This window comes from Streptomyces sp. NPDC059851 (assembly GCF_042732005.1).
Lineage (GTDB): Bacteria > Actinomycetota > Actinomycetes > Streptomycetales > Streptomycetaceae > Streptomyces.
Genome location: NZ_JBHWJJ010000038.1, coordinates 1 through 22749, shown reverse-complemented (window position 1 = coordinate 22749; position 22749 = coordinate 1). Strand labels below are relative to the sequence as shown.

General features: G+C 72.2%; 22 protein-coding genes and 1 pseudogene. 5 read left to right on the top strand and 18 right to left on the bottom strand.

Annotated elements, in window-relative coordinates:
• Positions 1–126: 126 nt before the first annotated feature.
• Complete coding sequence (locus ACFV7Q_RS15935) at positions 127–933, top strand: VOC family protein (RefSeq protein WP_385428814.1); 807 nt, start codon at positions 127–129, stop codon at positions 931–933.
• 68 nt (positions 934–1001) lie between these two features.
• Here the strand turns inward: ACFV7Q_RS15935 and ACFV7Q_RS15930 are convergent.
• The 11 genes and pseudogenes from ACFV7Q_RS15930 to ACFV7Q_RS15880 form a co-directional block, all read right to left on the bottom strand.
• A pseudogene (locus tag ACFV7Q_RS15930) lies at positions 1002–1226 on the bottom strand (hypothetical protein); the annotation flags it as partial.
• 43 nt (positions 1227–1269) lie between these two features.
• Positions 1270–1542: a DUF1876 domain-containing protein gene (locus tag ACFV7Q_RS15925; RefSeq protein WP_385428746.1), complete on the bottom strand. Its 273-nt coding sequence runs from the start codon at positions 1540–1542 to the stop codon at positions 1270–1272.
• A 646-nt stretch (positions 1543–2188) separates the two neighbouring features.
• The gene (locus ACFV7Q_RS15920; protein ID WP_385428744.1) at positions 2189–2782 is read right to left on the bottom strand and encodes a hypothetical protein; all 594 of its coding nucleotides are present in this window, start codon (positions 2780–2782) and stop codon (positions 2189–2191) included.
• 66 nt (positions 2783–2848) lie between these two features.
• Complete coding sequence (locus ACFV7Q_RS15915) at positions 2849–3526, bottom strand: hypothetical protein (protein ID WP_385428742.1); 678 nt, start codon at positions 3524–3526, stop codon at positions 2849–2851.
• Positions 3527–4947: 1421 nt separating this feature from the next.
• Positions 4948–5949: a porphobilinogen synthase gene (gene hemB / locus ACFV7Q_RS15910; RefSeq protein WP_385428740.1), complete on the bottom strand. Its 1002-nt coding sequence runs from the start codon at positions 5947–5949 to the stop codon at positions 4948–4950.
• Between the two features lie 64 nt (positions 5950–6013).
• Positions 6014–6445, bottom strand: a complete 432-nt coding sequence (locus ACFV7Q_RS15905) for a hypothetical protein (RefSeq protein WP_385428738.1) — start codon at positions 6443–6445, stop codon at positions 6014–6016.
• 139 nt (positions 6446–6584) lie between these two features.
• Positions 6585–8258, bottom strand: a complete 1674-nt coding sequence (locus ACFV7Q_RS15900) for a uroporphyrinogen-III synthase (protein ID WP_385428736.1) — start codon at positions 8256–8258, stop codon at positions 6585–6587.
• Positions 8255–9259: a hydroxymethylbilane synthase gene (gene hemC / locus ACFV7Q_RS15895; RefSeq protein WP_385428734.1), complete on the bottom strand. Its 1005-nt coding sequence runs from the start codon at positions 9257–9259 to the stop codon at positions 8255–8257. The genes ACFV7Q_RS15900 and hemC overlap by 4 nt, the downstream gene beginning before the upstream one ends.
• Positions 9256–11016, bottom strand: a complete 1761-nt coding sequence (locus tag ACFV7Q_RS15890) for a glutamyl-tRNA reductase (RefSeq protein WP_385428732.1) — start codon at positions 11014–11016, stop codon at positions 9256–9258. The genes hemC and ACFV7Q_RS15890 overlap by 4 nt, the downstream gene beginning before the upstream one ends.
• Complete coding sequence (locus tag ACFV7Q_RS15885; RefSeq protein ID WP_385428730.1) at positions 11013–11834, bottom strand: redox-sensing transcriptional repressor Rex; 822 nt, start codon at positions 11832–11834, stop codon at positions 11013–11015. Before ACFV7Q_RS15885 ends, ACFV7Q_RS15890 begins: the two co-directional genes overlap by 4 nt.
• 273 nt (positions 11835–12107) lie before the next feature.
• Positions 12108–12386 carry a glutaredoxin family protein gene (locus tag ACFV7Q_RS15880; protein ID WP_385428728.1) on the bottom strand — a complete coding sequence of 93 codons (279 nt, stop codon included), beginning with the start codon at positions 12384–12386 and terminating at the stop codon, positions 12108–12110.
• 108 nt (positions 12387–12494) lie between these two features.
• On the opposite strand from ACFV7Q_RS15880, the gene ACFV7Q_RS15875 reads away from it, so the two are divergent.
• The 3 genes from ACFV7Q_RS15875 to ACFV7Q_RS15865 all read left to right on the top strand — a co-directional run bounded on the left by ACFV7Q_RS15875 (position 12495) and on the right by ACFV7Q_RS15865 (position 16129).
• The gene (locus tag ACFV7Q_RS15875) at positions 12495–13448 is read left to right on the top strand and encodes an HAD family hydrolase (protein ID WP_385428726.1); all 954 of its coding nucleotides are present in this window, start codon (positions 12495–12497) and stop codon (positions 13446–13448) included.
• 399 nt (positions 13449–13847) lie between these two features.
• Positions 13848–14639: an ECF subfamily RNA polymerase sigma factor, BldN family gene (locus tag ACFV7Q_RS15870; RefSeq protein ID WP_385428724.1), complete on the top strand. Its 792-nt coding sequence runs from the start codon at positions 13848–13850 to the stop codon at positions 14637–14639.
• Positions 14640–14917: 278 nt separating this feature from the next.
• On the top strand, positions 14918–16129 hold the full coding sequence (locus tag ACFV7Q_RS15865; protein ID WP_385428722.1) for a DUF5667 domain-containing protein: 1212 nt from the start codon (positions 14918–14920) through the stop codon (positions 16127–16129).
• A 166-nt stretch (positions 16130–16295) separates the two neighbouring features.
• On the opposite strand, the gene ACFV7Q_RS15860 is transcribed toward ACFV7Q_RS15865, so the two are convergent.
• The 7 genes from ACFV7Q_RS15860 to ACFV7Q_RS15830 form a co-directional block, all read right to left on the bottom strand.
• Positions 16296–17333, bottom strand: coding sequence for a lysophospholipid acyltransferase family protein (locus ACFV7Q_RS15860; RefSeq protein WP_385428720.1), 1038 nt, complete (start codon positions 17331–17333; stop codon positions 16296–16298).
• A complete protein-coding gene (locus ACFV7Q_RS15855) occupies positions 17333–18397 on the bottom strand; it encodes an NAD-dependent epimerase/dehydratase family protein (protein WP_385428718.1) in 1065 nt (354 codons plus the stop codon). The genes ACFV7Q_RS15860 and ACFV7Q_RS15855 overlap by 1 nt, the downstream gene beginning before the upstream one ends.
• A gap of 101 nt (positions 18398–18498) precedes the next feature.
• The gene (locus ACFV7Q_RS15850) at positions 18499–18597 is read right to left on the bottom strand and encodes a 30S ribosomal protein bS22 (protein ID WP_003948845.1); all 99 of its coding nucleotides are present in this window, start codon (positions 18595–18597) and stop codon (positions 18499–18501) included.
• A gap of 162 nt (positions 18598–18759) precedes the next feature.
• Positions 18760–18969, bottom strand: coding sequence for a helix-turn-helix domain-containing protein (locus ACFV7Q_RS15845; protein WP_008738568.1), 210 nt, complete (start codon positions 18967–18969; stop codon positions 18760–18762).
• A gap of 114 nt (positions 18970–19083) precedes the next feature.
• The gene (locus tag ACFV7Q_RS15840; protein WP_385428716.1) at positions 19084–19914 is read right to left on the bottom strand and encodes a phosphatase; all 831 of its coding nucleotides are present in this window, start codon (positions 19912–19914) and stop codon (positions 19084–19086) included.
• A gap of 103 nt (positions 19915–20017) precedes the next feature.
• Positions 20018–21187: an acetoin utilization protein AcuC gene (locus ACFV7Q_RS15835; RefSeq protein ID WP_385428714.1), complete on the bottom strand. Its 1170-nt coding sequence runs from the start codon at positions 21185–21187 to the stop codon at positions 20018–20020.
• Between the two features lie 92 nt (positions 21188–21279).
• Positions 21280–21933 (bottom strand): HAD family hydrolase, encoded by a 654-nt coding sequence (locus tag ACFV7Q_RS15830; RefSeq protein ID WP_385428712.1) that lies wholly within the window; start codon positions 21931–21933, stop codon positions 21280–21282.
• Here ACFV7Q_RS15830 and ACFV7Q_RS15825 point away from each other — a divergent pair.
• On the top strand, positions 21932–22600 hold the full coding sequence (locus tag ACFV7Q_RS15825; protein ID WP_385428710.1) for a Uma2 family endonuclease: 669 nt from the start codon (positions 21932–21934) through the stop codon (positions 22598–22600). The two genes, ACFV7Q_RS15830 and ACFV7Q_RS15825, sit on opposite strands and share 2 nt — an antisense overlap.
• Positions 22601–22749: the final 149 nt, after the last annotated feature.

Here is a 22749-nt window from a genome sequence, read left to right as displayed (position 1 = left end):
CAGGCGCGGACCGGCCAGGCGCGGGCCGACTACCGGTCACTCGTTCGGCCCGATTCCGGGCCGCAGCCCCGGGTAGGGGACGGCGCGTCCAACTCCCGTCCCTCCCCCGGAGGCCCCGTGCCCACCATGAACGGCTCCTACAGACCCGGCACCCCGTGCTGGATCGACCTGATGGTGCCCGACCAGCAAGCCGCCCTCGACTTCTACGCCGGCCTCTTCGGCTGGTCCGGCGAGGTCGGCCCGCCCGAGACCGGCGGGTACTCCGTCTGCCACTACAAGGGGCAGCCGGTAGCCGGGATCATGAAGGCGATGAACCCCGACGGGTCCACCCCCGACCCGATGCCGCCGGCCGTCTGGACGACGTACCTGGCCGTCCACGACGTGCACGAGGTGGTCAGGGCGGGTGCCGCCGCCGGCGGCACCACGATCATGGATCCGACGGAGGTCATGGACCTCGGCCGGATGGCCGTCCTCGCCGACCCCACCGGCGCCGTCTACGGCATCTGGCAGGCCGGGGCCTTCCCCGGCGCCGGGATCGTCAACGAGGACAACACCCTGACCTGGAACGAGCTGGCCACGTCCGACCCGCAGAAGGCCGCGGCGTACTACAGCGCCATCCTTCCGATCACGCCCGCCCCCTCCGAGATCCCCGGCGCCGAGGGCTACACCGAGTTCAAGGTCAACGACCGGGTCGTGGGCGGGATGATGTCCCTGGAGCAGCACCCGAAGGGAACGCCGCCGCACTGGCTGCCCTACTTCCGCGTGGCCGACGCCGACGCGACGCAGGCCGCCTGCGAAGAGGCCGGCGGCAGCGTCATGGCCCCCGCCTTCGACATGCCCGTCGGCCGGATGGCAGTCCTGGCCGACCCCCAGGGCGCGGTCTTCGCCGTGATCAAGCCCAACGAGGCCCCCGAAGAGCCCGACCCCATGTGACGTGGCCCGCCGCGACCACCAACCCGACAGGATCTCCTTGAGCGGTTCCGGCTTCTGGCCCCGTCGAACGGGGTGCGCTGGATCTCCTCGATCACGCGGTTGATTCGCCTGAGGATCATCGGGTCCGCGGTTACCCAGTGCGTGTACTGCTCCCGGGCCCGACCCGAAAAAAGACGACCTTCACGCGGCGGACCCGGTTGCTTCCGGTACGGCCAAACCGTCGCCTCCGTCAGGCAGTTCGGTTGCCGGATAGCGACCGGACGGGTACGGGAAAGGCCCGCTCGCGCCCTCACTGGGCGCGAGCGGGCCGCGCGGGCTGGGATGCAGCGGTAGCGATCAGTGGGTCAGCGGGTATGAGTGCCGGCCGGTCGCCTCATCGATCTCCGAGTGCGCCTTCTGCAACATCTGGGACGCGAGATCCATCAGCGCACGTGCGCCGGCGATCTCTTCTCCGACCCGCAGCTGCTCCGGGTCGGAGGGGTGACGCATGGCGTAGCCGCGCGCCCGCATCTCGGAGCCGTCACCGAGTCTGACCATGGCCGCCGCAGTGGTGCGGTGACCGTCCTCGGTGAATTCGAGCTCCACGTGCCACCCGACGAGTGTGGACATGGTGCATCACCTCCAGGGCTCGCCCTTGTCACTCCAGGGTGCGCCTGAGGCGGAGGGAACGCGAGCGGGGCGGGATCCGGGAGCAGGATCCCGGCCGACCGGGGTCGGAGGAGCATCCGGGGCGTCCCGTCAGCCCATTGTCCTTCCGGTGCGGGCCGGCCCGTGCAAGGGCGCTCCTTCGTCGCGTCGCGTTGCGATGGCCTTCGGCCACCCTTGACAGGCCGACCCGCACCGGAATGCCAACAGACTGCCGGGAAGCCCCGAAGGATGGCCAGGGGGACAAGACGAGGGACGGCCCCCGCCAGAGCAGGCAGCCCCCGGCTCCGCCTTGCGGCACCTTCCTGCGCCAGGAGCGGGCCTCCCGGCCGGCGCCGGGGGCGCGGGCGGGAAAAAGAGGGCCCTCAAGGCAGACGCAGGCCCGTTCCGGAGGGATGCGGGGCGCCAACCCGCGCGGAATGTTGACGAGAGCCCCATCGCGGCCCGGCAGACGCCCCAGATCGCTACGCGCTCCTCTCGTCTCGGCGACCGACCGCCGTCCGGGGCCGGGAAGCGCCCCAGATCGCTACGCGCTCCTCTCGTCTCGGCGACCGACCGCCGTCCGGGGCCGAGAAGCACGGCGGTTGCTGCGCAGCTGCTGCGGGGAGCGTCAGGCAGGAAGAGGGATGTCGGTGATGGTGAGGCCGCCCGGCGGGGTGGTGGCGCGCACGCCTCGGACCTTGGCGAAGGTGACCGCCAGGGTGGTGGCCTGCGGCTGGGCGCGGTCCCAGGTCTCGATCACTCCGGTGAACGAGCCGTGGGGTGCGAGGTTGCCCGGCCACTGGGTGGCGGCGGGCTCGTTCGACGGGGTGTAGACCTGCCCCTGGTCGTCGACGGCCGTGAAGTTGCCGAAGAGCTGTAGCACCCGGCCGGACGAGGAGTGGTTCACGGCGCGCACGTGGAGGCGGAGGGCGCGCTCCGGTGTCTTTTCCACTTCCTCGACCGTGACCGTGATGTCTCCGCCCGTGGTGGACCAGCTGCCGGTGATCGACCGTTTCGCATGGGTCGTCGGAGGCGGCGGCGCAGTGGTGGGGCCGGGAGTGGACGTGGCGGGCCGGGTCGGCGGGGTGTCGGGCCCGTCGGAGACGTGGACGGCGATGGCGATCGCGAGGCCGATCACGCCGACGATGCCGCCGATGCCGGCCCAGCCGGGGTGGCTGAGGAATGCCCCGAGCGAGCGGCGAGGAGGTTCGGGCTGCTGCATCGGTCACAGCGTGACGACAGGGTGCCGAGGAGTCGAGCGTCGAGGCGGCGTGTCGACCCGCGAGGGTCAGAGGGAGGTTTCGTGGCGGGCGACGCGGTCCGAGACGGCGTTCAGGAGCGGGGTGAGGCGCTCCACGAGACGCTGGTAGTCGCGCGTGGCTCCGTCCGACCACTGGCCCAGGCCGACCACCATGGCGCGCCCCTGACCGGTGAACGACTGGATCATCCCGCTGTCCGGCGGGAGGGTCTTCAGGCCCGATCCGGGCGGCGGGGCCTGAGCGCCCACCTGGTAGTCCATGGGCGCCGATCCGAGCCGGGTCACCAGCTTCACCGTGTCGACGGGGTCCTTCATCGTGAAGACCGCGAGGTTGAACTGGTTGTTCTTGGCGTCCTTGTACAGCGCGACCTGCTCGCCGACGCACCCCTTGCCCTGGGCTATGTAGTCGGCGAGAAGGGGTCCGACCGAGTCGGGTTCGGTACACGACTTCAGGACCACCGCGCCCACCTTGGTGTACGTACCGCCGGCGCCGTCCGGCACCTGGTTCGGGAACGCGTCGGCCAGCCCGATCATGGGCCGGTCCGCCACGGAAGGCTGGGCCGACGGGGCAGCCTTGGGCACGTCGCCGGGCTCGTCAGGCGCGGGCCGCAGGACGAAGAAGACCACCGCGGCGACCACCAGTCCCAGGGCCACGTTCAGGACCAAGGCCCTCTTCCGGAATCCGCCTCCAGGCGTCGTCTCAGTCACCCCGACACCCTAGTGATCATCCCCTAGAGATTGAATATGCACAGGTCACAGCCTCATTACGAGCACAGAAAAGCGGGCGCGAACACCCCGCAGACCACCGAAAACGGAACATCATCGCCTTTGGCCAGCGCTGCGGGAAACCGGGCGCCGGCTCATCGTTCGTACCGTCACTGAATGCCGCCTCCAGCACCCTCGACGGCCGTCAGCCGCCAACCACCGGCAGCACGTGACGATCTGAGGTGACACCAGCCCCAAACGGGAGCCGGCCGCAGAGGAATGAGGAGCGCGTAGCGATCTGGGGCGCCTGTCGCAGCTCGATGGGCTGCCGGTCGACATTTCCCGCAGGTTGGGCCCGTCACCTCTCCGGGCGGCCCCAATTGCGCGCCTCCGGTGGGCTTTCGGGCCCGGCACCGGCCAGGTCTGGTGGTCCCGGGCGCACGGAGACGTGGCAAGGCGGAGCCGAGGGCCGGCTGCTCTGACGGGGGACGTCCCTTGACCCGTCCCCCTGGCCATCCTTCGGGGCTTCCCGGCAGCTCTTTGGCATTCCGGGGTGGGTCGGCCCGTCAAGGGTGGCCGAAGGCCATCGCAACGCGACGCGACGAAGGAGCGCCCTTTACGGGCCGACCCGCACCGGGAGGACAATGGGCGGCCGGGAAGCCCCGTACACCCCACCGACCCCGCCCGGCCGTACCCCCGCCCCTCGGCTCCCGCCCGACCGCCCACCCGAGCTGACGGACTCCCCGCCACCCCGTGTTCCCCGCGCCGCACCCGCCTTACCCTGCACCGCATGGGCAGAGCGCAGGGAGCGCGGGAACGGTTCGGGGCCTGGCGGCCCCGGGCTCGCGCCGCGGCCTGGTGGCGGTGCTGGCGCACCGGGCCGCAGCCCAGCACGCCGAGCCGCGTCTGGCCACTCCGCTGACTCCGTACGGAAGTTGAACGGACGGGGGGGACGGAGGCCGATCGGCCCGGGATCGACCGGGCTACCGCCCTCCGCCGGCTACTGACGCAGGCGGCCAGCCCAGTCTCACCCCTGAAGGGCCGTGGCCCTTCTCCACGTACGTCGCCGGGCCCAGCTGAGGTTCACCCCGACCGGCACCGACAGCGGCCGACTCACTCAGGCCGCGTCCGGGCAGACGCCGACTTCGCGCACTTCCCCGACAAGTGACGGACAGTCCGGAGGGCGGCGGCGGCTTCACCACCCTCCGGGTGGTTAGGCGCTTCCGCTGGACCTGCGCGCTCCGCAGGGCCGCCTGCGGGCGCTGCTCTGGCCGGGGTTCAGGAAGCAGGAGAAGAAGAGCTCCGGCCGGAAGCACTGACCCGGCTGCGTGACAGCAGGGCAACGGGAAGCCCCCGTCCCCTAGAAACCGCCAAACCGCCCTGACGGAAGGGGACGGGGGCTTCCCCACGCAGATACGGAACGCTCAGCGCTCGTTGCGGAGCCAGCCGGCGACCTCGGTGGCCCAGTAGGTGAGGATCGTGTCGGCGCCGGCGCGCTTGATGCCCGTCAGCGTCTCCAGGACGGCCCGGTCCCGCTCGATCCAGCCCTTCTCCGCGGCCGCTTCGATCATCGCGTACTCGCCGCTGATCTGGTACGCGGCCACCGGCACGTCCACGGCCTGCGCGACCCGGTGGAGGATGTCCAGGTAGGGTCCGGCCGGCTTGACCATGACCATGTCGGCGCCCTCTTCAAGGTCGAGCGCCAGTTCCCGCAGGGACTCCCGGGCGTTGGCCGGGTCCTGCTGGTAGGTCTTGCGGTCGCCCTGCAGGCTGGAGGCGACGGCCTCGCGGAACGGCCCGTAGAACGCCGACGAGTACTTCGCCGTGTAGGCCAGGATGGACACGTCCTCGTGCCCGGTCTCGTCGAGGGCGTCGCGGATCACGCCGACCTGGCCGTCCATCATCCCGCTCGGTCCGACCACGTGCACGCCGGCGTCGGCCTGTACCTGTGCCATCTCGGCGTACCGCTCCAGCGTCGCGTCGTTGTCGACGCGGCCCTGTGCGTCGAGGACGCCGCAGTGCCCGTGGTCGGTGTACTCGTCGAGGCAGAGGTCCGACATGATGACGAGGTCGTCGCCGACCTCGGCCTTCACGTCGCGGATGGCGACCTGGAGGATGCCGTCCGGCTCGGTGCCGGCCGTGCCCAGCGCGTCCTTGTTCTCGTCCGCAGGAACGCCGAACAGCATGATCCCGGCGACGCCGGCCTCGACCGCCTCGACGGCGGCCTTCCGCAGCGTGTCCCGGGTGTGTTGGACGACGCCCGGCATCGCCGAGATCGGCAGCGGCTCGCTGATGCCTTCCCGGACGAACGCCGGGAGGATCAGGTCCGAGGGGTGCAGCCGGGTTTCCGCGACCATCCGCCGCATCGCCGGGGTGGTGCGCAGCCGGCGGGGCCGGGAGCCGGGGAAGGATCCGTACGCGCTCATCTTCAGTCGCCTCTTCGAGCTTCGACAGCAGTCGGCACCAGCCTAGGGCCCGCCGGTCGGCCACCTACGCCACGTCGAGCAGCAGCCAGAACACCACGGTGTTCAGTAGCGCCAGCACGGGTGCGGCGAGGGCGATCGCGAGCCGCCGGTCGGCGTAGGCCCTGCGCCGCGGCAGGGCCCAGCACCACACCAGCAGCGCCAGCACTCCCGCCGTCCCCACGCGGAACACCGACCAGGCGAGGTCGAAGCTGGCGTCGAAGGCGCGGGCGGCCTCCGAGGTGCAGGAGTCGCAGGCCATCGGGGACAGGCTCGCGAACAGCATCGACAGGACGGTCAGCGGCAGCGTCAGCAGGCTGGACACGAGCGGGGCCACGTGGGCCCGGCGGTCCTCGTCGGGCTCGGCCGGGGCAGCCGGCTCGGCCGGGACAGCCTGCGCAGCCGGGACAGCCTGCGCGGCCGGGTCCGTCAGGTCGGCCGGGTGGATCGGGTCGGTCATGAGACCAGTCAACCGGGCCGCCGGGCCCCGGGGATCCGCTCACCTACTCAGATCGCGCTGCGTACGTACGGCAAAGGGCCCGGGGGCAAAGCCCCCGGGCCCTCAGCTGTCCGCGTCCGCGTCGGCTGTCCGCCGTCCGTCAGGTGGTCCGCCGGCGGCGGGCGCCCGGACGGCGCTCGCTCGGCCGGGAGACGGTCTCGCCGGCTTCCCGGGCCGCCTCGCGGCGGGCCGCGCCGTACTCGGCGAGGGCCTCGGCCAGCTTGCTGACGCTCGGCTCCGGCGACAGGACGTCGACCCGGAGCCCGTGCTCCTCGGCCGTCTTCGCCGTCGCCGGCCCGATACAGGCGATCACGGTCACGTTGTGCGGCTTGCCCGCGATGCCGACCAGGTTGCGGACGGTCGAGCTGGACGTGAAGAGCACGGCGTCGAAGCCACCGCCCTTGATCGCCTCGCGGGTGTCCGCCGGCGGCGGCGAGGCCCGCACGGTCCGGTAGGCGGTGACGTCGTCGACCTCCCACCCGAGCTCTATCAGGCCCGCGACGAGGGTCTCCGTCGCGATGTCGGCGCGCGGCAGGAAGACGCGGTCGATGGGGTCGAAGACCGGGTCGTACGGCGGCCAGTCCTCCAGCAGCCCGGCCGCGGACTGCTCCCCGCTCGGCACCAGGTCCGGCTTGACGCCGAACTCGACCAGCGCGGCTGCGGTCTGCTCGCCGACCGCCGCGACCTTGATGCCCGCGAAGGCCCGGGCGTCGAGCCCGTACTCCTCGAACTTCTCGCGCACCGCCTTGACCGCGTTGACCGAGGTGAAGGCGATCCATTCGTAGCGGCCCGTCACCAGGCCCTTGACCGCGCGCTCCATCTGCTGCGGGGTGCGCGGCGGCTCCACGGCGATGGTCGGCACCTCGTGCGGGACCGCGCCGTACGAACGCAGCTGGTCGGAGAGCGAAGCGGCCTGCTCCTTGGTGCGCGGTACGAGCACCCGCCAGCCGAACAGCGGCTTCGACTCGAACCAGGCCAGCTCCTCGCGCCGCGCGGCGGCGGCGCCGGGCTCACCGACCACGGCTATGACGGGGCGGCCGCCCTCGGGCGAGGGGAGGATCTTGCCCTGCTTGAACACCTGCGCGATGGTGCCGAGCGTGGCGTTCCAGGTCCGTTGCCGGGTCGTCGTGCCGGCGACGGTCACCGTCAGCGGGGTGTCGGCCCCGCGTCCGGCGGAGACCAGCTCGGCGCACGCGGCGGGAACGGTCTCCAGCGTGGCGGAGACGACCACGGTGCCGGTGCTGGCGCCGACCTCGCTCCAGCAGCGCGCGGAGGCGTTGCGGGCGTCCACGAAACGCACGTCGGTGCCCTGCTCGCCGCGCAGCGGCACGCCCGCGTAGGCGGGTACGCCGACGGCGGTCGCGACACCGGGCACCACCTCGAAGGGGATGCCGTCGGTGGCGCAGGCGAGCATCTCGGAGGCGGCGTTGCCGTCGAGTCCGGGGTCGCCGGTGACGGCACGCACGACCCGCCTGCCGGAGCGCGCTGCCTCCATGACAAGATTGGCCGCGTCCCGGATCACCGGTACGCCGGCGGCTGCTGACGCCTCGTCAGCGATCGTCAGCTGTGGCGTGTCCACTCCGGCGCGCGCGTGCGTGCGGACGACCTCGAGCACCTCGGGCTCCGCGATCAGTACGTCGGCGGCGGCGAGCGCCTCGACGGCGCGCAGCGTCAGCAGACCCGGGTCGCCGGGTCCGGCGCCGAGGAAGGTGACGTGCCCGTGGCCCGCGGCGGCAACCGGAAGAGCGGAGGTGGTCGGACGTGAGGGGTTCAAAGGGATCGCTCCCCCATCAGACCGGCCGCGCCCTTCGCCAGCATCTCGTCCGCGAGTTCGCGGCCGAGCGCCATGGCCTCGTCGTACGACTGGGGCACGGGACCGGTGGTGGACAGCTGCACGAGCGTTGCGCCGTCGAGGGTTCCGACGACGCCGCGCAGGCGCATTTCATTGACAATCTCCCCGTCGGCCTGGGGGTCCCCCCGGTCGAGCGGAGCCGAGAGTGGGGGAAGGTCGGCGAGGGCGCCCACGGGGGCGCTGCAGCCGGCTTCCAGGGCGGCGAGCAGGGACCGCTCGGCGGTCACGGCGGCCCGGGTGTGCGGGTCGTCGAGCCGGCCGAGGGCCGCGATGAGGTCCGCGTCGGACGCGAGGCACTCCACGGCCAGGGCGCCCTGGCCGGGGGCGGGCAGCACGCTGTCGACCGGCAGGTATTCGGTCACTTCGGCGCTGCGGCCGATCCGGTTGAGGCCGGCGGCGGCGAGCACGACGGCGTCGAGCTCTCCACTGCGGACGTAACCGATGCGGGTGTCGACGTTCCCCCGAATGGCGACGGTCTCGATGCGCTTGCCGAGGGCGCGCGCGTGGTGGTTGAGCTGTGCGGTGCGGCGCGGCGAACCGGTGCCGATGCGGGCTCCGTCGGGCAGCTGCTCGAAGGTCAGGCCGTCGCGGGCGACGAGGGCGTCGCGCGGGTCCTCGCGCGGCGGCATGGCCGCGATCACGAGGTCCTCGGGCTGGGCCGTCGGCAGGTCCTTGAGCGAGTGGACGGCGAAGTCGACCTCGCCGCGGAGCAGGGCGTCGCGCAGGGCGGTGACGAACACGCCCGTGCCGCCGATCTGCGCGAGGTGCTCGCGGGACACGTCGCCGTACGTGGTGATCTCCACGAGCTCGACGGGGCGGCCGGTGATCTCCCGTACGGCGTCGGCGACGTGGCCGGACTGGGACATGGCCAGCTTGCTGCGCCGCGTGCCGAGCCGGAGGGGCTGGTCGGAACGTGAATTCATGATGCCCGTCCTGAGTCGTGGTTCTGGTCTGCCGTGCCGGCTGCGCCTGCTGCGGCGGTCGCGCCGGGTGTGCCGGCCGCGTCGGCCCGGCTGACGGAGGCCACCGTCTGCGGGTCGAGGTCGAAGAGTTCGCGCAGCGCTTCGGCGTACCCGGCGCCGCCGGGCTCGCTGGCGAGCTGCTTGACGCGGACGGTCGGCGCGTGCAGGAGCTTGTCGACGACGCGGCGGACGGTCTGGGTGACCTCGGCCCGCTGCCGTCCGTCGAGCTCGGGCAGGCGTCCGTCGAGGCGCGCGACCTCCATGGCCACGACCTCGGCGGCCATCGCGCGCAGGGCGACGACGGTCGGGGTGATGTGCGCGGCGCGCTGGGCGGCGCCGAACGCGGCGACCTCGTCGGCGACGATGCCGCGGACGGCGTCGACGTCGGCGGCCATGGGCGCGTCTGCGGCGGCTTCGGCGAGGGATTCGATGTCGACCAGGCGGACGCCGGGGAGGCGGTGCACGGCGGCGTCGATGTCGCGGGGCATGGCCAGGTCCAGCAGGGCCAGCCGTACGGGCGTGCCGTCGGCGTGGCTGCGGGTGCCGCGGCGGGGCTGCCGCTGGGCGGCGGCCTCGCCCTGGTCGGCCCAGGTGCCGTGCAGTTCGAGGGCGTTGGCGTCGACTCCGGTGAGTGCGGCGCGTCCGGCGGGGGCCGGGGCGTCGAGGGGGCAGCCGTCGGTGCCGGGGCCGGTGGCGCCGGCGGCGGTGATGGTACGGGCGCCCCCGGCGTCGGCGAGGCGGCCTCCGGCGGCGGCGACGGCGGCGAGGCGGGCCACGACCTCGGGGTCGAGCCCGGCGACGGCCGGCCCGGCAGGGGCGTGCCCGGCGGTCGGGGCGGAGGTGGGGGCGGCCTGCTCGGGGAGGAGGCCGGCCGGGCCGCCGTCCGCGAGGGCCGCGGCGATGTCCTCGCCGGTCAGGACCAGTCCGGTGGCGCCGGTGCAGGAGACGACGACGTCGACTCGTGTCAGTTCGCCGGCGACCTTGGTCATGGGTACGGCCCGGGCGGCCACCCCAGTGCCTGAGGCAACCAGAATCTCGGCCAAACGGTCCGCGCGTTCCGCGGTCCTGTTCGCGACGACGATCTCGGCGACACCGGCGCGTGCGAGGGTGGCGGCGGCCAGCGAGGACATCGAGCCGGCGCCGATCACGAGGGCGCGCTTGCCCGCGGCCCAGGCCTCGACGGTCTCGCGTCCGGCGGTCAGCTGCTCCAGGCCGAAGGTGACGAGGGACTGCCCGGCGCGGTCGATGCCGGTCTCGGAGTGGGCCCGCTTGCCGACCCGCAGCGCCTGCTGGAACAGGTCGTTGATGAGGCGGCCGGCCGTGTGGAGCTCCTGACCGAGGGCCAGGGCGTCCTTGATCTGGCCGAGGATCTGGCCCTCGCCGACCACCATCGAGTCCAGTCCGCACGCCACCGAGAAGAGGTGGTGGACGGCGCGGTCCTCGTAGTGCACGTACAGGTAGGGGGTGAGCTCCTCCAGGGCGACCCCGCTGTGCTGGGCCAGCAGCGTGGACAGCTCGGCGACGCCGGCGTGGAACTTGTCGACGTCGGCGTAGAGCTCGATGCGGTTGCAGGTGGCGAGGACGGCGGCCTCGGTCGCGGGCTCCGCGGCGAGGGTGTCGTGGAGCAGCTTGACCTTGGCGTCGGCGGACAGCGCGGCGCGCTCCAGGACGCTGACGGGGGCGCTGCGGTGGCTCAGGCCTACGACGAGCAGACTCATGCCGGCATCACCGCCGGGACGTCGCCGTCGGGGCCGCTCTTGCGGGTGCCGGCGGCAGGGGCGGCGGCGTGGGGGGCCCGGTCGGCGGCGGTCTGGTCGGCTGCGGGGGCGGCGGGAACGGTGCCCGGGCCGGCGGCCGCGCCGGTGCCCGGCTCCTCGCCGGCCTTGCGCTGCTCGTGGAAGGCCAGGATCTGCAGCTCGATCGACAGGTCGACCTTGCGGACGTCGACGCCGTCGGGCACGGAGAGCACGGTCGGCGCGAAGTTCAGGATGGAGGTGACGCCGGCGGCGATGAGTCGCTCGCTGACCTGCTGGGCGGCGCCGGCCGGGGTCGCGATGACACCGATGGAGACGCCGTTCTCCCGGATGATCTTCTCCAGGTCGTCGGTGTGCTGGACGGGCATGCCGGCGACCGGCTTGCCGGCCATGGCCGGGTCCGCGTCGATGAGGGCGGCGACCCGGAAGCCTCGGGAGGCGAAGCCGCCGTAGTTGGCGAGGGCCGCGCCGAGGTTGCCGATGCCGACGATGACGACGGGCCAGTCCTGGGTCAGGCCGAGCTCGCGGGAGATCTGGTAGACGAGGTATTCGACGTCGTAGCCGACGCCGCGGGTGCCGTAGGAGCCCAGGTAGGAGAAGTCCTTGCGGAGCTTCGCGGAGTTGACTCCGGCGGCCGCCGCCAGCTCCTCGGAGGACACCGTGGGCACCGAACGCTCGGAGAGCGCGGTGAGGGCGCGCAGGTACAGCGGAAGCCGGGCGACGGTGGCCTCGGGGATACCTCGGCTGCGGGTCGCCGGTCGGTGAGTTCGGCCAGTTGCCACGATGCTCCTGCGGGATGAGCGGGGCTGAAGGCGGTCACTCGTCCCTGGACCGCCCCGTCGACAGCAGGCTATGTCTTTGTGAACGCGTGCACAAAGATTGTGTCCGCTTTGTCCGACCAAAGTGACCGGGGTCACGCGGTCCGGGTGGAGGGGGCAGGGGCCCACAACACACCGAACCCGTTCAAATCCCGTAGGGGGCAAAACGGTGCACACTCCTCATCAATACGCCCCCGAGACCCCACAAATCGCCCACGATGGTAACCGGCCGGACGGTCACCCCTGCAACGCCCGGCGCAGCCGGTCCGGGTTCACCCTCCAGAAGGTGTGCTGCTCCCCGTCGATCAGCACCACGGGGATCTGCTCCCAGTGCCGCCGGTAGAGCTCCTCGTCCTGCGTGATGTCCTTCTTCTCCCACCGCGCCCCGACTTCGGCGCACACCTTCTCGATCACCGCCTCGGCGTCGTCGCACAGATGGCAGCCGGGCTTCCCGACGAGGGTGACCATCCGCTCGGCGGGACTCTTCTTTTCCTTGCGGCGCAGCAAAGGGCTCATGCGCCCCATTCTCCCGCGCCCGCCCGTCACGCCCGGGCACCGAAGAGTTCACGCGCCCGGCACCGCCGCGGTTCGGGAACTCCCGAACACAATGGCTATGCTCGCGTCATGGCCGCTCTGGGATGGCTCACCCCCCGTAGGCGCTCCGCCACCGCGCGGAGCGTGCTGGCAGGCGAGGCCTCGGCCGAGGCCGCCCGCAAGACCGCACAGGTCCTCGAAGCGGAAGCTGCACCCCGGCCCCTCGCCGAAGAGGCGCCCCCGGCCCCCGAACCCGCCTTCCCGGTCGCGGGCGACGACCTCGCCGCCGCCTTCTTCGACCTCGACAACACCGTCATGCAGGGCGCGGCGATCTTCCACTTCGGCCGGGGCCTGTACAAGCGGGAGTTCTTCCGCCGCCGCGAGCTCGCCCGCTTCGCCTGGCAGCAGGCGTGGTTCCGGCTCGCCGGGGTCGAGGACCCCGAGCACATGCAGGACGCCCGCGACAGCGCCCTGTCCATCGTCAAGGGCCACCGGGTCAGCGAGCTCATGGCGATCGGCGAGGAGATCTACGACGAGTACATGGCCGAGCGGATCTGGCCGGGCACCCGCGCCCTCGCCCAGGCCCACCTCGACGCCGGACAGAAGGTCTGGCTCGTCACGGCCGCCCCGGTCGAGACCGCGACGATCATCGCCCGCCGGCTCGGCCTGACCGGAGCGCTGGGCACGGTCGCCGAGTCCGTCGACGGCGTCTACACCGGCCGCCTCGTCGGCGAGCCCCTGCACGGCCCCGCGAAGGCGGAGGCGGTCCGTGCGCTGGCCGGAGCCGAGGGCCTCGACCTCGCGCGCTGCGCGGCGTACTCCGATTCGCACAACGACATTCCGATGCTGTCACTGGTCGGGCATCCGTACGCGATCAATCCCGACACAAAACTGCGCAAGCATGCCCGGGAGCACGACTGGCGGCTGCGCGACTATCGGACCGGCCGCAAGGCCGTGAAGGTCGGCGTCCCGGCAGCCGCCGGAGTGGGCGCGATCGCGGGCGGCGCGGCCGCCGCCATCGCCCTGCACCGCCGCCGCAAGTAGGCGGGCACGGCCCCGGGTTGGGGCCGCCGCCTGCACCGGAGCAGGCCCCCATCCGCCCCGGCCGCGCTCCGGGCGGTTCCGCGTCCGCAGCCCGGCGGACATTCCCACACCCTTACCCGCGGCTGCGGGAGGGCACGCACGCATGCCCGACCCGGTCGCGAGCCAGCGCGGAACCGCCCATTCCGAGTCTCGAAGTGATCAGTAACCGATCACCAATTGCGACCGAAAACGCCTTCGACACGCAACAGAAGTGTCGGAATCGATGATTTGAGCAACTGGGTGTAGTCCTGCCTGTACGAAGCGTTATTCTCCTCAGACGCATGCCGCCGCCCATCTGTCGCCACGACGGGTGAACGGCCTCGCACTGCACGTGATGGAAGCTCTGCCTCTGGGAGTCCCGTGTACCCACCTGTCGGGGTTGACGCCTCGGGCCTGGCTACGCTGCGCGCAACGGTCCTCGGCCACCTGCGCGGCTTCGTCCCCACCGCGTACGCCGTCCCCGCCTTCGCCGCCGGCCTCGGCCCGGCCGGTCCTTGCTATGCCCTGGCCGACGGCGGAGCGACGGTGGGCAGACGCGGTCGCACGGGCGGCACCGCGACCGGCACGAGCGCACCGGCCGCGCGCCGCCCCACCGCGGACAGCGACCAGGCCCGCATGATGGACCTGGTCGAACGAGCCCAGGCCGGGGAGGCCGAGGCCTTCGGGCGGCTCTACGACCAGTACAACGACACGGTCTACCGGTACATCTACTACCGCGTCGGCGGCAAGGCGACCGCGGAGGACCTCACCAGCGAGACCTTCCTGCGCGCGCTGCGCCGCATCTCCACCTTCACCTGGCAGGGCCGGGACTTCGGGGCCTGGCTGGTGACCATCGCCCGCAACCTGGTCGCCGACCACTTCAAGTCCAGCCGCTTCCGCCTCGAAGTGACCACGGGCGAGATGCTGGACGCCAACGAGGTGGAACGGTCCCCCGAGGAATCGGTCCTGGAGTCCCTCTCCAACGCGGCCCTGCTGGAAGCCGTGCGCAAGCTCAACCCCCAGCAGCAGGAATGCGTGACCCTCCGCTTCCTGCAGGGCCTGTCGGTCGCCGAGACCGCCAGGGTCATGGGGAAGAACGAGGGCGCCATCAAGACCCTCCAGTACCGGGCGGTGCGCACGCTGGCCCGCCTGCTTCCCGACGACGCCCGCTGAGCCGCCCCGCGGCCCGTCCGCCCGTCCTCAGTGCTCCCTCCCCCCACCCCTCCCGACCGTCGCACCATCCACACAACCGGTGACCCCTCGATGACGCTGTGGTCCGATCATCCTTCGTCCGTAACCCAACTGCCGCGCCGCTCGTTGTGCGGGATGCAGGCTCCCTTTGGACACGCCCTGCCGAAAGCCGCTCACTCGAATGGGTGGACGTGCTCAAGGAAGGCAACCTTCCGGACACCTTGGGGAGTCGATCGTCATGACGAGAGGAGGTGCCGCCAGTGATCGCGAACGTGACTCCGCACCGGCGGGCGAACGCCTTCGCCCAGGCCCTGGAGGATCGGAACCCAGCGTCCGACCTTTCCGAACGGGACCCGGCGGCCGAGCAGTCCGAGGCACCTGCCGAATCTGCCGACCACGAACGGTTGTTGGCCCTGGCGAGCGCGCTCGGCGATCTGCCGCGCCCGGTGCTGGACCCCGAGGTCAAAGTGGTGCAGCGAGCACAGCTCGTGGCCGCCATGGAGGCCATGGTGATGGAAGAGAGGGCCGGAGGCGGAGCCGCCGCGGACCCTCAGTTGCCCGAGCAGCGGGCCGGCCGCGGCGCCCACCGGGCGACACCGCTCCGGAAATTGCGGCCCCGCTCCCGCTGGTCCAAGGGCATCGCAGCAGGCGGCCTCACCGTGGGTGTGGCCGCGGGGGCCTTCAGCGGGGTGGCCGCTGCCAGCACGGACGCCCTGCCCGGTGATGCCCTCTACCCCGTCAAACGGGGCATGGAGGACCTGAAGCTGGGCATGGCCGACGCGGACGCCGACCGGGGCGAGCTGTACCTCGACCAGGCGTCCAACCGTCTGTTCGAGGCCCGCAGACTCATGGAGCGCGGCCGCTCGGGCGCGCTCGACCACGAATCCCTGGGAGCCATCCGCCGTGCCCTCGCCGGCATGAAGCACGACGCGGCAGAGGGCCACCGGCTGCTCCAGGCGGCCTACGAGAAGGACGGCTCGCTCGGCCCGATCCAAACGCTGTCCACGTTCTCCCGCTCCCACCGCAATGCGTGGGGCAAGCTGCGCGAGCAACTCCCCGCCCAGCTCACCGACGTGAGCGGCGAGGTCGAGTCGGTGTTCCAGGCCATAGACGATGACGTGGCGCCGCTGCAGGGCCTGCTCCCGAAGCCCCCGGAGCCGAGCCGGGGCACGGGCGGCGCACCCCCGCAGCCGAGCGCCCCGTCCGGGCAGCAGCACTCCGCGCCCGGGGCGGGCGCCAGCGCACCCGCGGCCAGCCCTGCTCCGGCCGCACCACCCAGCGCAGGAAAGCCGTCCCCGGCCCCCGGCGGCGGCCTCCTCGGCGGCGCGGGCGACCTGCTCCAGCCGCCCACGGGCCAGAGCCCCGCTGCCCCGTCCTCCTCTCCGGAAGCGGCGCACCCGGAGATCACCCTCCCGCCGCTCCTCCCGGGCCTCCTGCCGGGCCTGGGGCTGAAGGCGGAGGACGCCGACTAGGGCACGACCGGCGCCACCCACCGAGGTGCCCGGCCCCCCCGGGGGCCGGGCCCCCCCGGCGGCCCGTTGCGCGGCCCCCCCCCGCCCCCCCCCCCGGGGGCCCCGGCCCCCTCGGGGGCCGGGCACCTCGGTGCGCCGGATTCCGGCGCCCGCCGCAGGACAGCCGTCAGAAGAAGACGGACCTGCGCTGCACCAGCAGCTTGTAGAGCGTGTGCTGGATCTGCTCCCGCACCTCGTCCGTGAGGTTGAACATCAACATCGGGTCCTCAACCGCCTCCGGCGGATAGCCGTCCGTCGCGATCGGCTCCCCGAACTGGATCGTCCACTTCGTCGGCAGCGGCACGGCACCCAGGGGCCCGAGCCACGGGAACGTCGGCGTGATCGGGAAGTACGGGATCCCCAACAGCCGCGCCAAGGTCTTCGCGTTGCCGACCATCGGGTAGATCTCCTCCGCGCCGACGATCGAGCACGGCACGATCGGCGTGCCCGCCCGCAGCGCCGTCGACACGAACCCGCCCCGCCCGAACCGCTGGAGCCGGTACCGGTCCCCGAACGGCTTCCCTATCCCCTTGAAGCCCTCGGGCATCACCCCGACCAGCTCCCCGGCCTCCAGCAGCCGCTGGGCGTCCTCCGCGCAGGCCAAGGTGTGCCCGGCCTTGCGGGCCAGCTCGTTGACGACGGGCAGCATGAACACCAGATCCGCCGCCAGCAGCCGCAGGTGCCGCTGCGCCGGGTGGTGGTCGTGCACCGCCACCTGCATCATCAGCCCGTCCAGCGGCAGCGTCCCGGAGTGGTTCGCGACGATCAGCGCGCCGCCCTCGGCCGGGACGTTCTCGATCCCCCTGACCTCGACCCGGAAGTACTTGTCGAACAGGGGACGCAGCAGGGACATCAGGACCTGGTCCGTCAGCTCCCGGTCGTAGCCGAACTCGTCGACCTCGTACTCCCCCGTGATGCGCCGCCGCAGGAACGCCAGCCCGCCCGCGAGCCGCCGGTCCCAGGCCGGCCGCCCGCCGCCGCCCGGCCCGGCCTGCCCGCCCGCCGCCCCGTCCGCGCCACCACCGGCGGCCTCCACCGCCGGCGCGACCGTTACGGCCGCCTCCGGCCCCGGGGCCGGCGCGGGCACCGCCCGTACCCGCCGGGTCCCGGCGGCCCGCCGGCGCGGCCGGTCCTCGTCGAACGGAATGACCTTGGCGTCCGCCACTATCGCTGCGCTCCCTCTCCGGCGCCGGCAATCCCGACGTTCAACATCTCCGCGACCCGGTCGACGGCCCGCCCCGCCCGCTCCGGCGGCAGCAGCCCGCTCCCCCGGCTGCGCGCGAAATCGGCGAAGGTCTCGGCGGTCGTGTACATGGGTTTGAATCCCAGCACCTCCCGCATCTGCGTGGTCTCCACGACCCGCCCGTACGTGAGGAGTCTGATCTGCTCGGGTGAGAACTCCGTGACGCCCACCGCCCGCAGTGCCGCCCCCACCCACGTGACCGCGGGCAGCGCCAACGGCACCGTCGGCCGCCCCAGCCGCCGCGCGCACTGCGACAGCAGCAGGACGCCGTCCCCGGCGATGTTGAACGTGCCGCTGTTGAGCGTGCCGCGCCGCGGCTCCTGCGCCGCCATCCGCAGCACCTCCAGCACGTCCTCCTCGTGGACGAACTGCAACCGCGGGTCGTAGCCGAACACGGTCGGCAGGACGGACATGGAGAAGTACTCGGCGAGCGCGGAATCCGCGTGCGGCCCCAGGATGTTCGCGAACCGCAGCACGCACACGGCAACGTCGGGCCGCCGGCGCGCGAAGCCCCGTACGTACGACTCGACCTCGGCGGCGTCCTTGGGGAAACCGCCCGGCGGCTGCGTCTTGGGGTGCGTGGTCTCCGCGAAAACGGCCGGATCCCGCGGTGCGCCCCCGTACACGCTCGTACTGGACTTCACGACCAGGCGGCGTACCGTCGGGGACTTCTGACAGGCGCCCAGCAGCTGCATCGTCCCGATGACATTGGTCTCCTTGACGGCGCTGCCCGTGCCGCCGGTGCCCGCGCTGCCCCCGGTGACCGCCAGGTGGACCACCGTGTCCACGGCGTGCTCGGCGAGGACCCGGGCGATCGAGCCCTGCCTGATGTCCGTACGGACGAACTCGGCCGACCCCAGACTGCGCGGCGGCGGAGTCGCATCGACCGCAATCACCCGTTCGACCCCGGGGTCCCGCTGGATCCGCCGCACGAAGCGGCCCCCCAACTGCCGGGCAGCCCCGGTCACGAGCACGACCTTCCCCACGAGCTCAGCGCCTCCCTCGTCGTCCCCGCCCGTCCCGGCTACACCACAGCCCCTCCACCAAGGATGGTGGAGGGGCTGCGGAGAACACGTACAGCTGCCGTTTACTTCTTGTTACGACGCTGGACGCGGGTGCGCTTGAGCAGCTTGCGGTGCTTCTTCTTCGCCATCCGCTTGCGCCGCTTCTTGATAACAGAGCCCACGACTACCCTCGCTCACTTCTCGGAACATCCCCGCGCCCGCGGGGATCGGTGCGGGGCGTCTGGGCCCACACGACCTACGTCGGCCTAGCCTACCCGCCCGAGCTCGGAGCTTGTAATCCGAGCCGTCCTCAAAGTGACCCGAAGGTGTCGCGGGCCCCACTCTCAGGCCGACTCCACCCCCACATAGGACTCTCGGAGGTACTCGTGGACCGCGTTCTCGGGGACCCGGAAGGACCGGCCCACCCGGATTGCGGGCAGATGACCGTTGTGCACCAGCCGGTACACGGTCATCTTCGACACTCGCATCACCGAGGCGACCTCCGCCACGGTCAGGAACTGAACCTCACTGAGAGGCCTCTCGCCAGCAGCCATGACACACCTTGACCTTCCGCGCATGACGGGCACCGGCTTCCCCTCCGGTTACTCCTCGTCGTCGCACGCTCACTCCCCAGAGTAGGGGCGTGTGATACGAGTGGGGAAGAGGAGCTACGGCCACTCCTGCGCGCCCGGCAGGCGCGCCCGGTCCAGTAGATACCGTGTGAGCGGCCGGTAGTAGTCCGCGCGCACCGCATCATCAAGCGGAACCGCGACTGATACGCGCCCCTCCGCCTCGCCGACGAACAGCGCCGGGTCGTCCGTATCCGCCAGCCCGATGGCTTCCACACCCAGCTGACCTGCACCGCAGACCCATCCGTGGTCCCCGACGACCAATTCCGGCAGCGGCCCGCCGGCCTCCGCGAGCGCGCCCAGCGCGATCCGAACCGGCAGGGGTGAATGGGTGTGCGCGCCGGTGGCACTGCCGGGGGGCCGCGCGCCGGGCCCTCGCACCAGCGCGACCCCCCGTACGTAATCGAGGTTGTGCGGGCGTACCCCGAACCGGGTCGCCATGTCGACACTCACCCCCTGCGCCGGTGTGAGGACATCACAGCCGACCGCCGACATCGCCCGCGCCAAACTGGCGTAGAAGTCCAGGAGACGGTGGGGGTGACCGGTGCCGAACAGTACGGGCGCCCGCGCCGCGGCAGCCGCCCTCAGCCGCTCCGCGAAGGCCCGTAACGCGGCGAGCGTCCGCTCCGGATCGATCACGTCGGGCCCGCTGACGTGCGCGGGATCCGCCGAGACCCCGCACTTCTGCGCCATCAGCCTCAGCAGGTCGCCCTCGTCCCAGCGGCGTTCCGGATCCAGTCCCAGCAGTACGCGCGGGTCCCGGGCCGCGAACAGCCGGTAGCTGCGCAGGCTCTCCTCCCGGGACGTGGCGACGGGCCCGGCCAGACGGGCTGCCAGCAGATGCGCACGCAGCGCGCCGGTGCTCAACACGCTCCGATGCTGCCGCAACCCATCTGCCGGGTCATCAATACCGGCCGAGGGCCGCACAGTTGGCGTAACGATGCGGCAGACTACGCGGCGGCCCCGCCGGCCGCTACACGAGCATGCCGCGCAGCGGGAACACCGTCCGCCGCGTGGCCAGGACCGCCTGGTCGACCCGGTCGGCCGGGTCGTAGCCCGCCTCCCACTCCCGCCACGCGACCGTCCGCCCGTCCGTCATCCGGCCCGGCGCGAGCTGCCGCGTCCGTGCGTACACCTCGTCCCGCCAGGACGCCGGCACGGCCGACTCCGGGTCGACCGGCCGGTGCGCCGCGATCCCCACCAGGTGGGTCCACGACCGCGGGACGACGTCCACGACCGCGTACCCGCCGCCGCCCAGCGCCAGCCACTTGCCGCCGGCGTGCTCGTGCGCGAGCCGGTGGCAGGACTCCTGCACGGCCCGCTGCGCGTCCAGCGACACGGCGAGGTGTGCGAGCGGGTCCTCGAAGTGCGTGTCGGCCCCGTGCTGGGTCACCAGGACCTGCGGCCGGAAGTCCGCCAGCAGCTCGGGCACCGTCGCGTGGAACGCGCGCAGCCAGCCCTCGTCACCGGTCCCGGCGGGCAGCGCCACGTTCGCCGCCGACCCCTCGGCGGCGGGGCCGCCGGTCTCCTGCGGCCAGCCGGTCTGCGGGAACAGGGTGGCGGGGTGCTCGTGCAGGGAGACCGTCAGCACCCGCGGGTCGTCCCAGAACACCTCCTGCACCCCGTCGCCGTGGTGCACGTCCACGTCCACGTACGCGACCCGCTCCGCGCCGAGCTCCAGCAGCCGGGCGACCGCGAGGGCCGCGTCGTTGTACACGCAGAAGCCGGAGGCCCCGCCGGGCATCGCGTGGTGCAGCCCGCCGGCGAAGTTCACCGCGTGCTCGGCCTCGCCGCGCCAGATCGCCTCCGCGGCCGCCACGGACTGGCCGGCGATCAGCGCGGACGCCTCGTGGATCCCGTGGAAGGCCGGATCGTCGACGGTGCCGAGCCCGTAGGAGCCGTCTGCGGCCCCCGGGGCGGCGGACACCTCGCGGACGGCGGCGACGTAGTCCTCCCGGTGCACGAGCCTCAGTGTGGAGTCGCCGGCCGCCGGGGCCGACCGCACCTCCACCTCGCGGTCCAGCCCGAAGGCCCGTACCAAGCCCATGGTCAGTGCCAGGCGCACCGGATCCATCGGATGGCTCGGCCCGAAGTCGTACCCCGTGACCGCCTCGTCCCACATCAACAACCCGCGGCTGCTCATGCGGGACACCGTATCTGGCGCATTTCTGCTGCGGACGCACGGGCATGCCACGCGGTCCGGGCCCTGACGAGCTGACGGCGGGGCCGCGGGCGCTACACCGGCAGTTCGAGCAGCCCGGGCAGCTCCTTCATGTCCGCGAAGTGCGCGGTGGCCCCGGCGAGCCGCTCGACGGGCATCATGCCGGTGAAGGCGTACACGTCCATACCGGCGGCGAGCGCGGCCTGGACCCCGCGCGGGCTGTCCTCGACGACGGCGCACCGCGCCGGCTCGACGCCCATGCTGCGGGCGGCGTGCAGGAACAGGTCGGGGGCGGGCTTGCCCCGGCCGACGTCCTGGGCGCTGAAGATGACCTCGTCGCCGAACCACCGGGTGAGTCCGGCGGCCCGGTGCCCGACGCGGATCCGCTCGTGGCTGCCGGAGGAGGCCAGGCAGTAGGGGACGCGCTGTCCGGTGAGGGCCCGGAGCACGTCGACGACGCCTGCGACGGGCACGAGTTCACGCTCGAACGCGGCGAACGTCCGCGCGTGCAGGGTCTCGTCGAAGTCGGCGGGCAGCCGCTGCCCGGTCCGCTCCAGGACGAGGTCGTGCACCCGGTGCACGGCGGCGCCCATGTAGTCGCGGATCGAGTCCTCGTAACTGGTCGGGTGCCCCACCTCGGTCAAGTACCCGGCCAGGATGCTGTTGGCAACCGGCTCACTGTCCACCAGCACGCCGTCGTTGTCGAAGATGATGAGGTCGTAGCCCATGCGACAACGTAAGCACATGCCCCTGGCCGGCTGGATAGGCTGGTGGTCGGGCAGCAACCAGGAGGAGATCATGGGCGACCTCACCCCCGATCAGATGCGCCGACTGCACGACTTCGCGGAGCAGCTCGCAGAACTTGCCGAGCACCAGGAAGACCAGTGGAAGGTGCAGACCACCGAGGGGCAAATCTTCCTGACGATGATGAGCCCCACGGCTCCCCACGGCCTCAACGTCGTACGACTGCGCCGCCAGATCGAAGCTCAGGCTCCCGAGGTCATCGCCCTCAATGACACGAACATGGGCGACCCCGAGACGGGTCTCACGAAGGTTCCTGACCTCATGGTCATCGCGGAGGAGGACGCGGACGACACCGCACGGGTCATCAACTCTCGCGACGTGCTGCTGGTCATCGAGGTCGTCTCCCGTACGAACTCCCTCACCGACGTCCGTGACAAGCTCCACGACTACCCGAAGATGGGGGTGCCGCTGTACGTGGTCGTGGACCCCCGCAAGGACAAGAAGACGGTCACCGTGCACAGTGACCCCTCACACGGCCCCGACGGCATCCGCTACCGCAAGGAAGTGCCCTACGCCTTCGGCGACACGGTGACCGCCGGCCGTTGGACACTCGACACGAGCAGCCTCAAGAGCTATCCCGCCGATTGGTAGGCGCGTTACGGGCTTGCCCGTGAACGCAGAAAAGCCCCGCACCGAACCCCCAGGAGGGGCTGGTGCGGGGCTTCCCGCAATGATTGTTCGGCGGCGTCCTACTCTCCCACAGGGTCCCCCCTGCAGTACCATCGGCGCTGAAAGGCTTA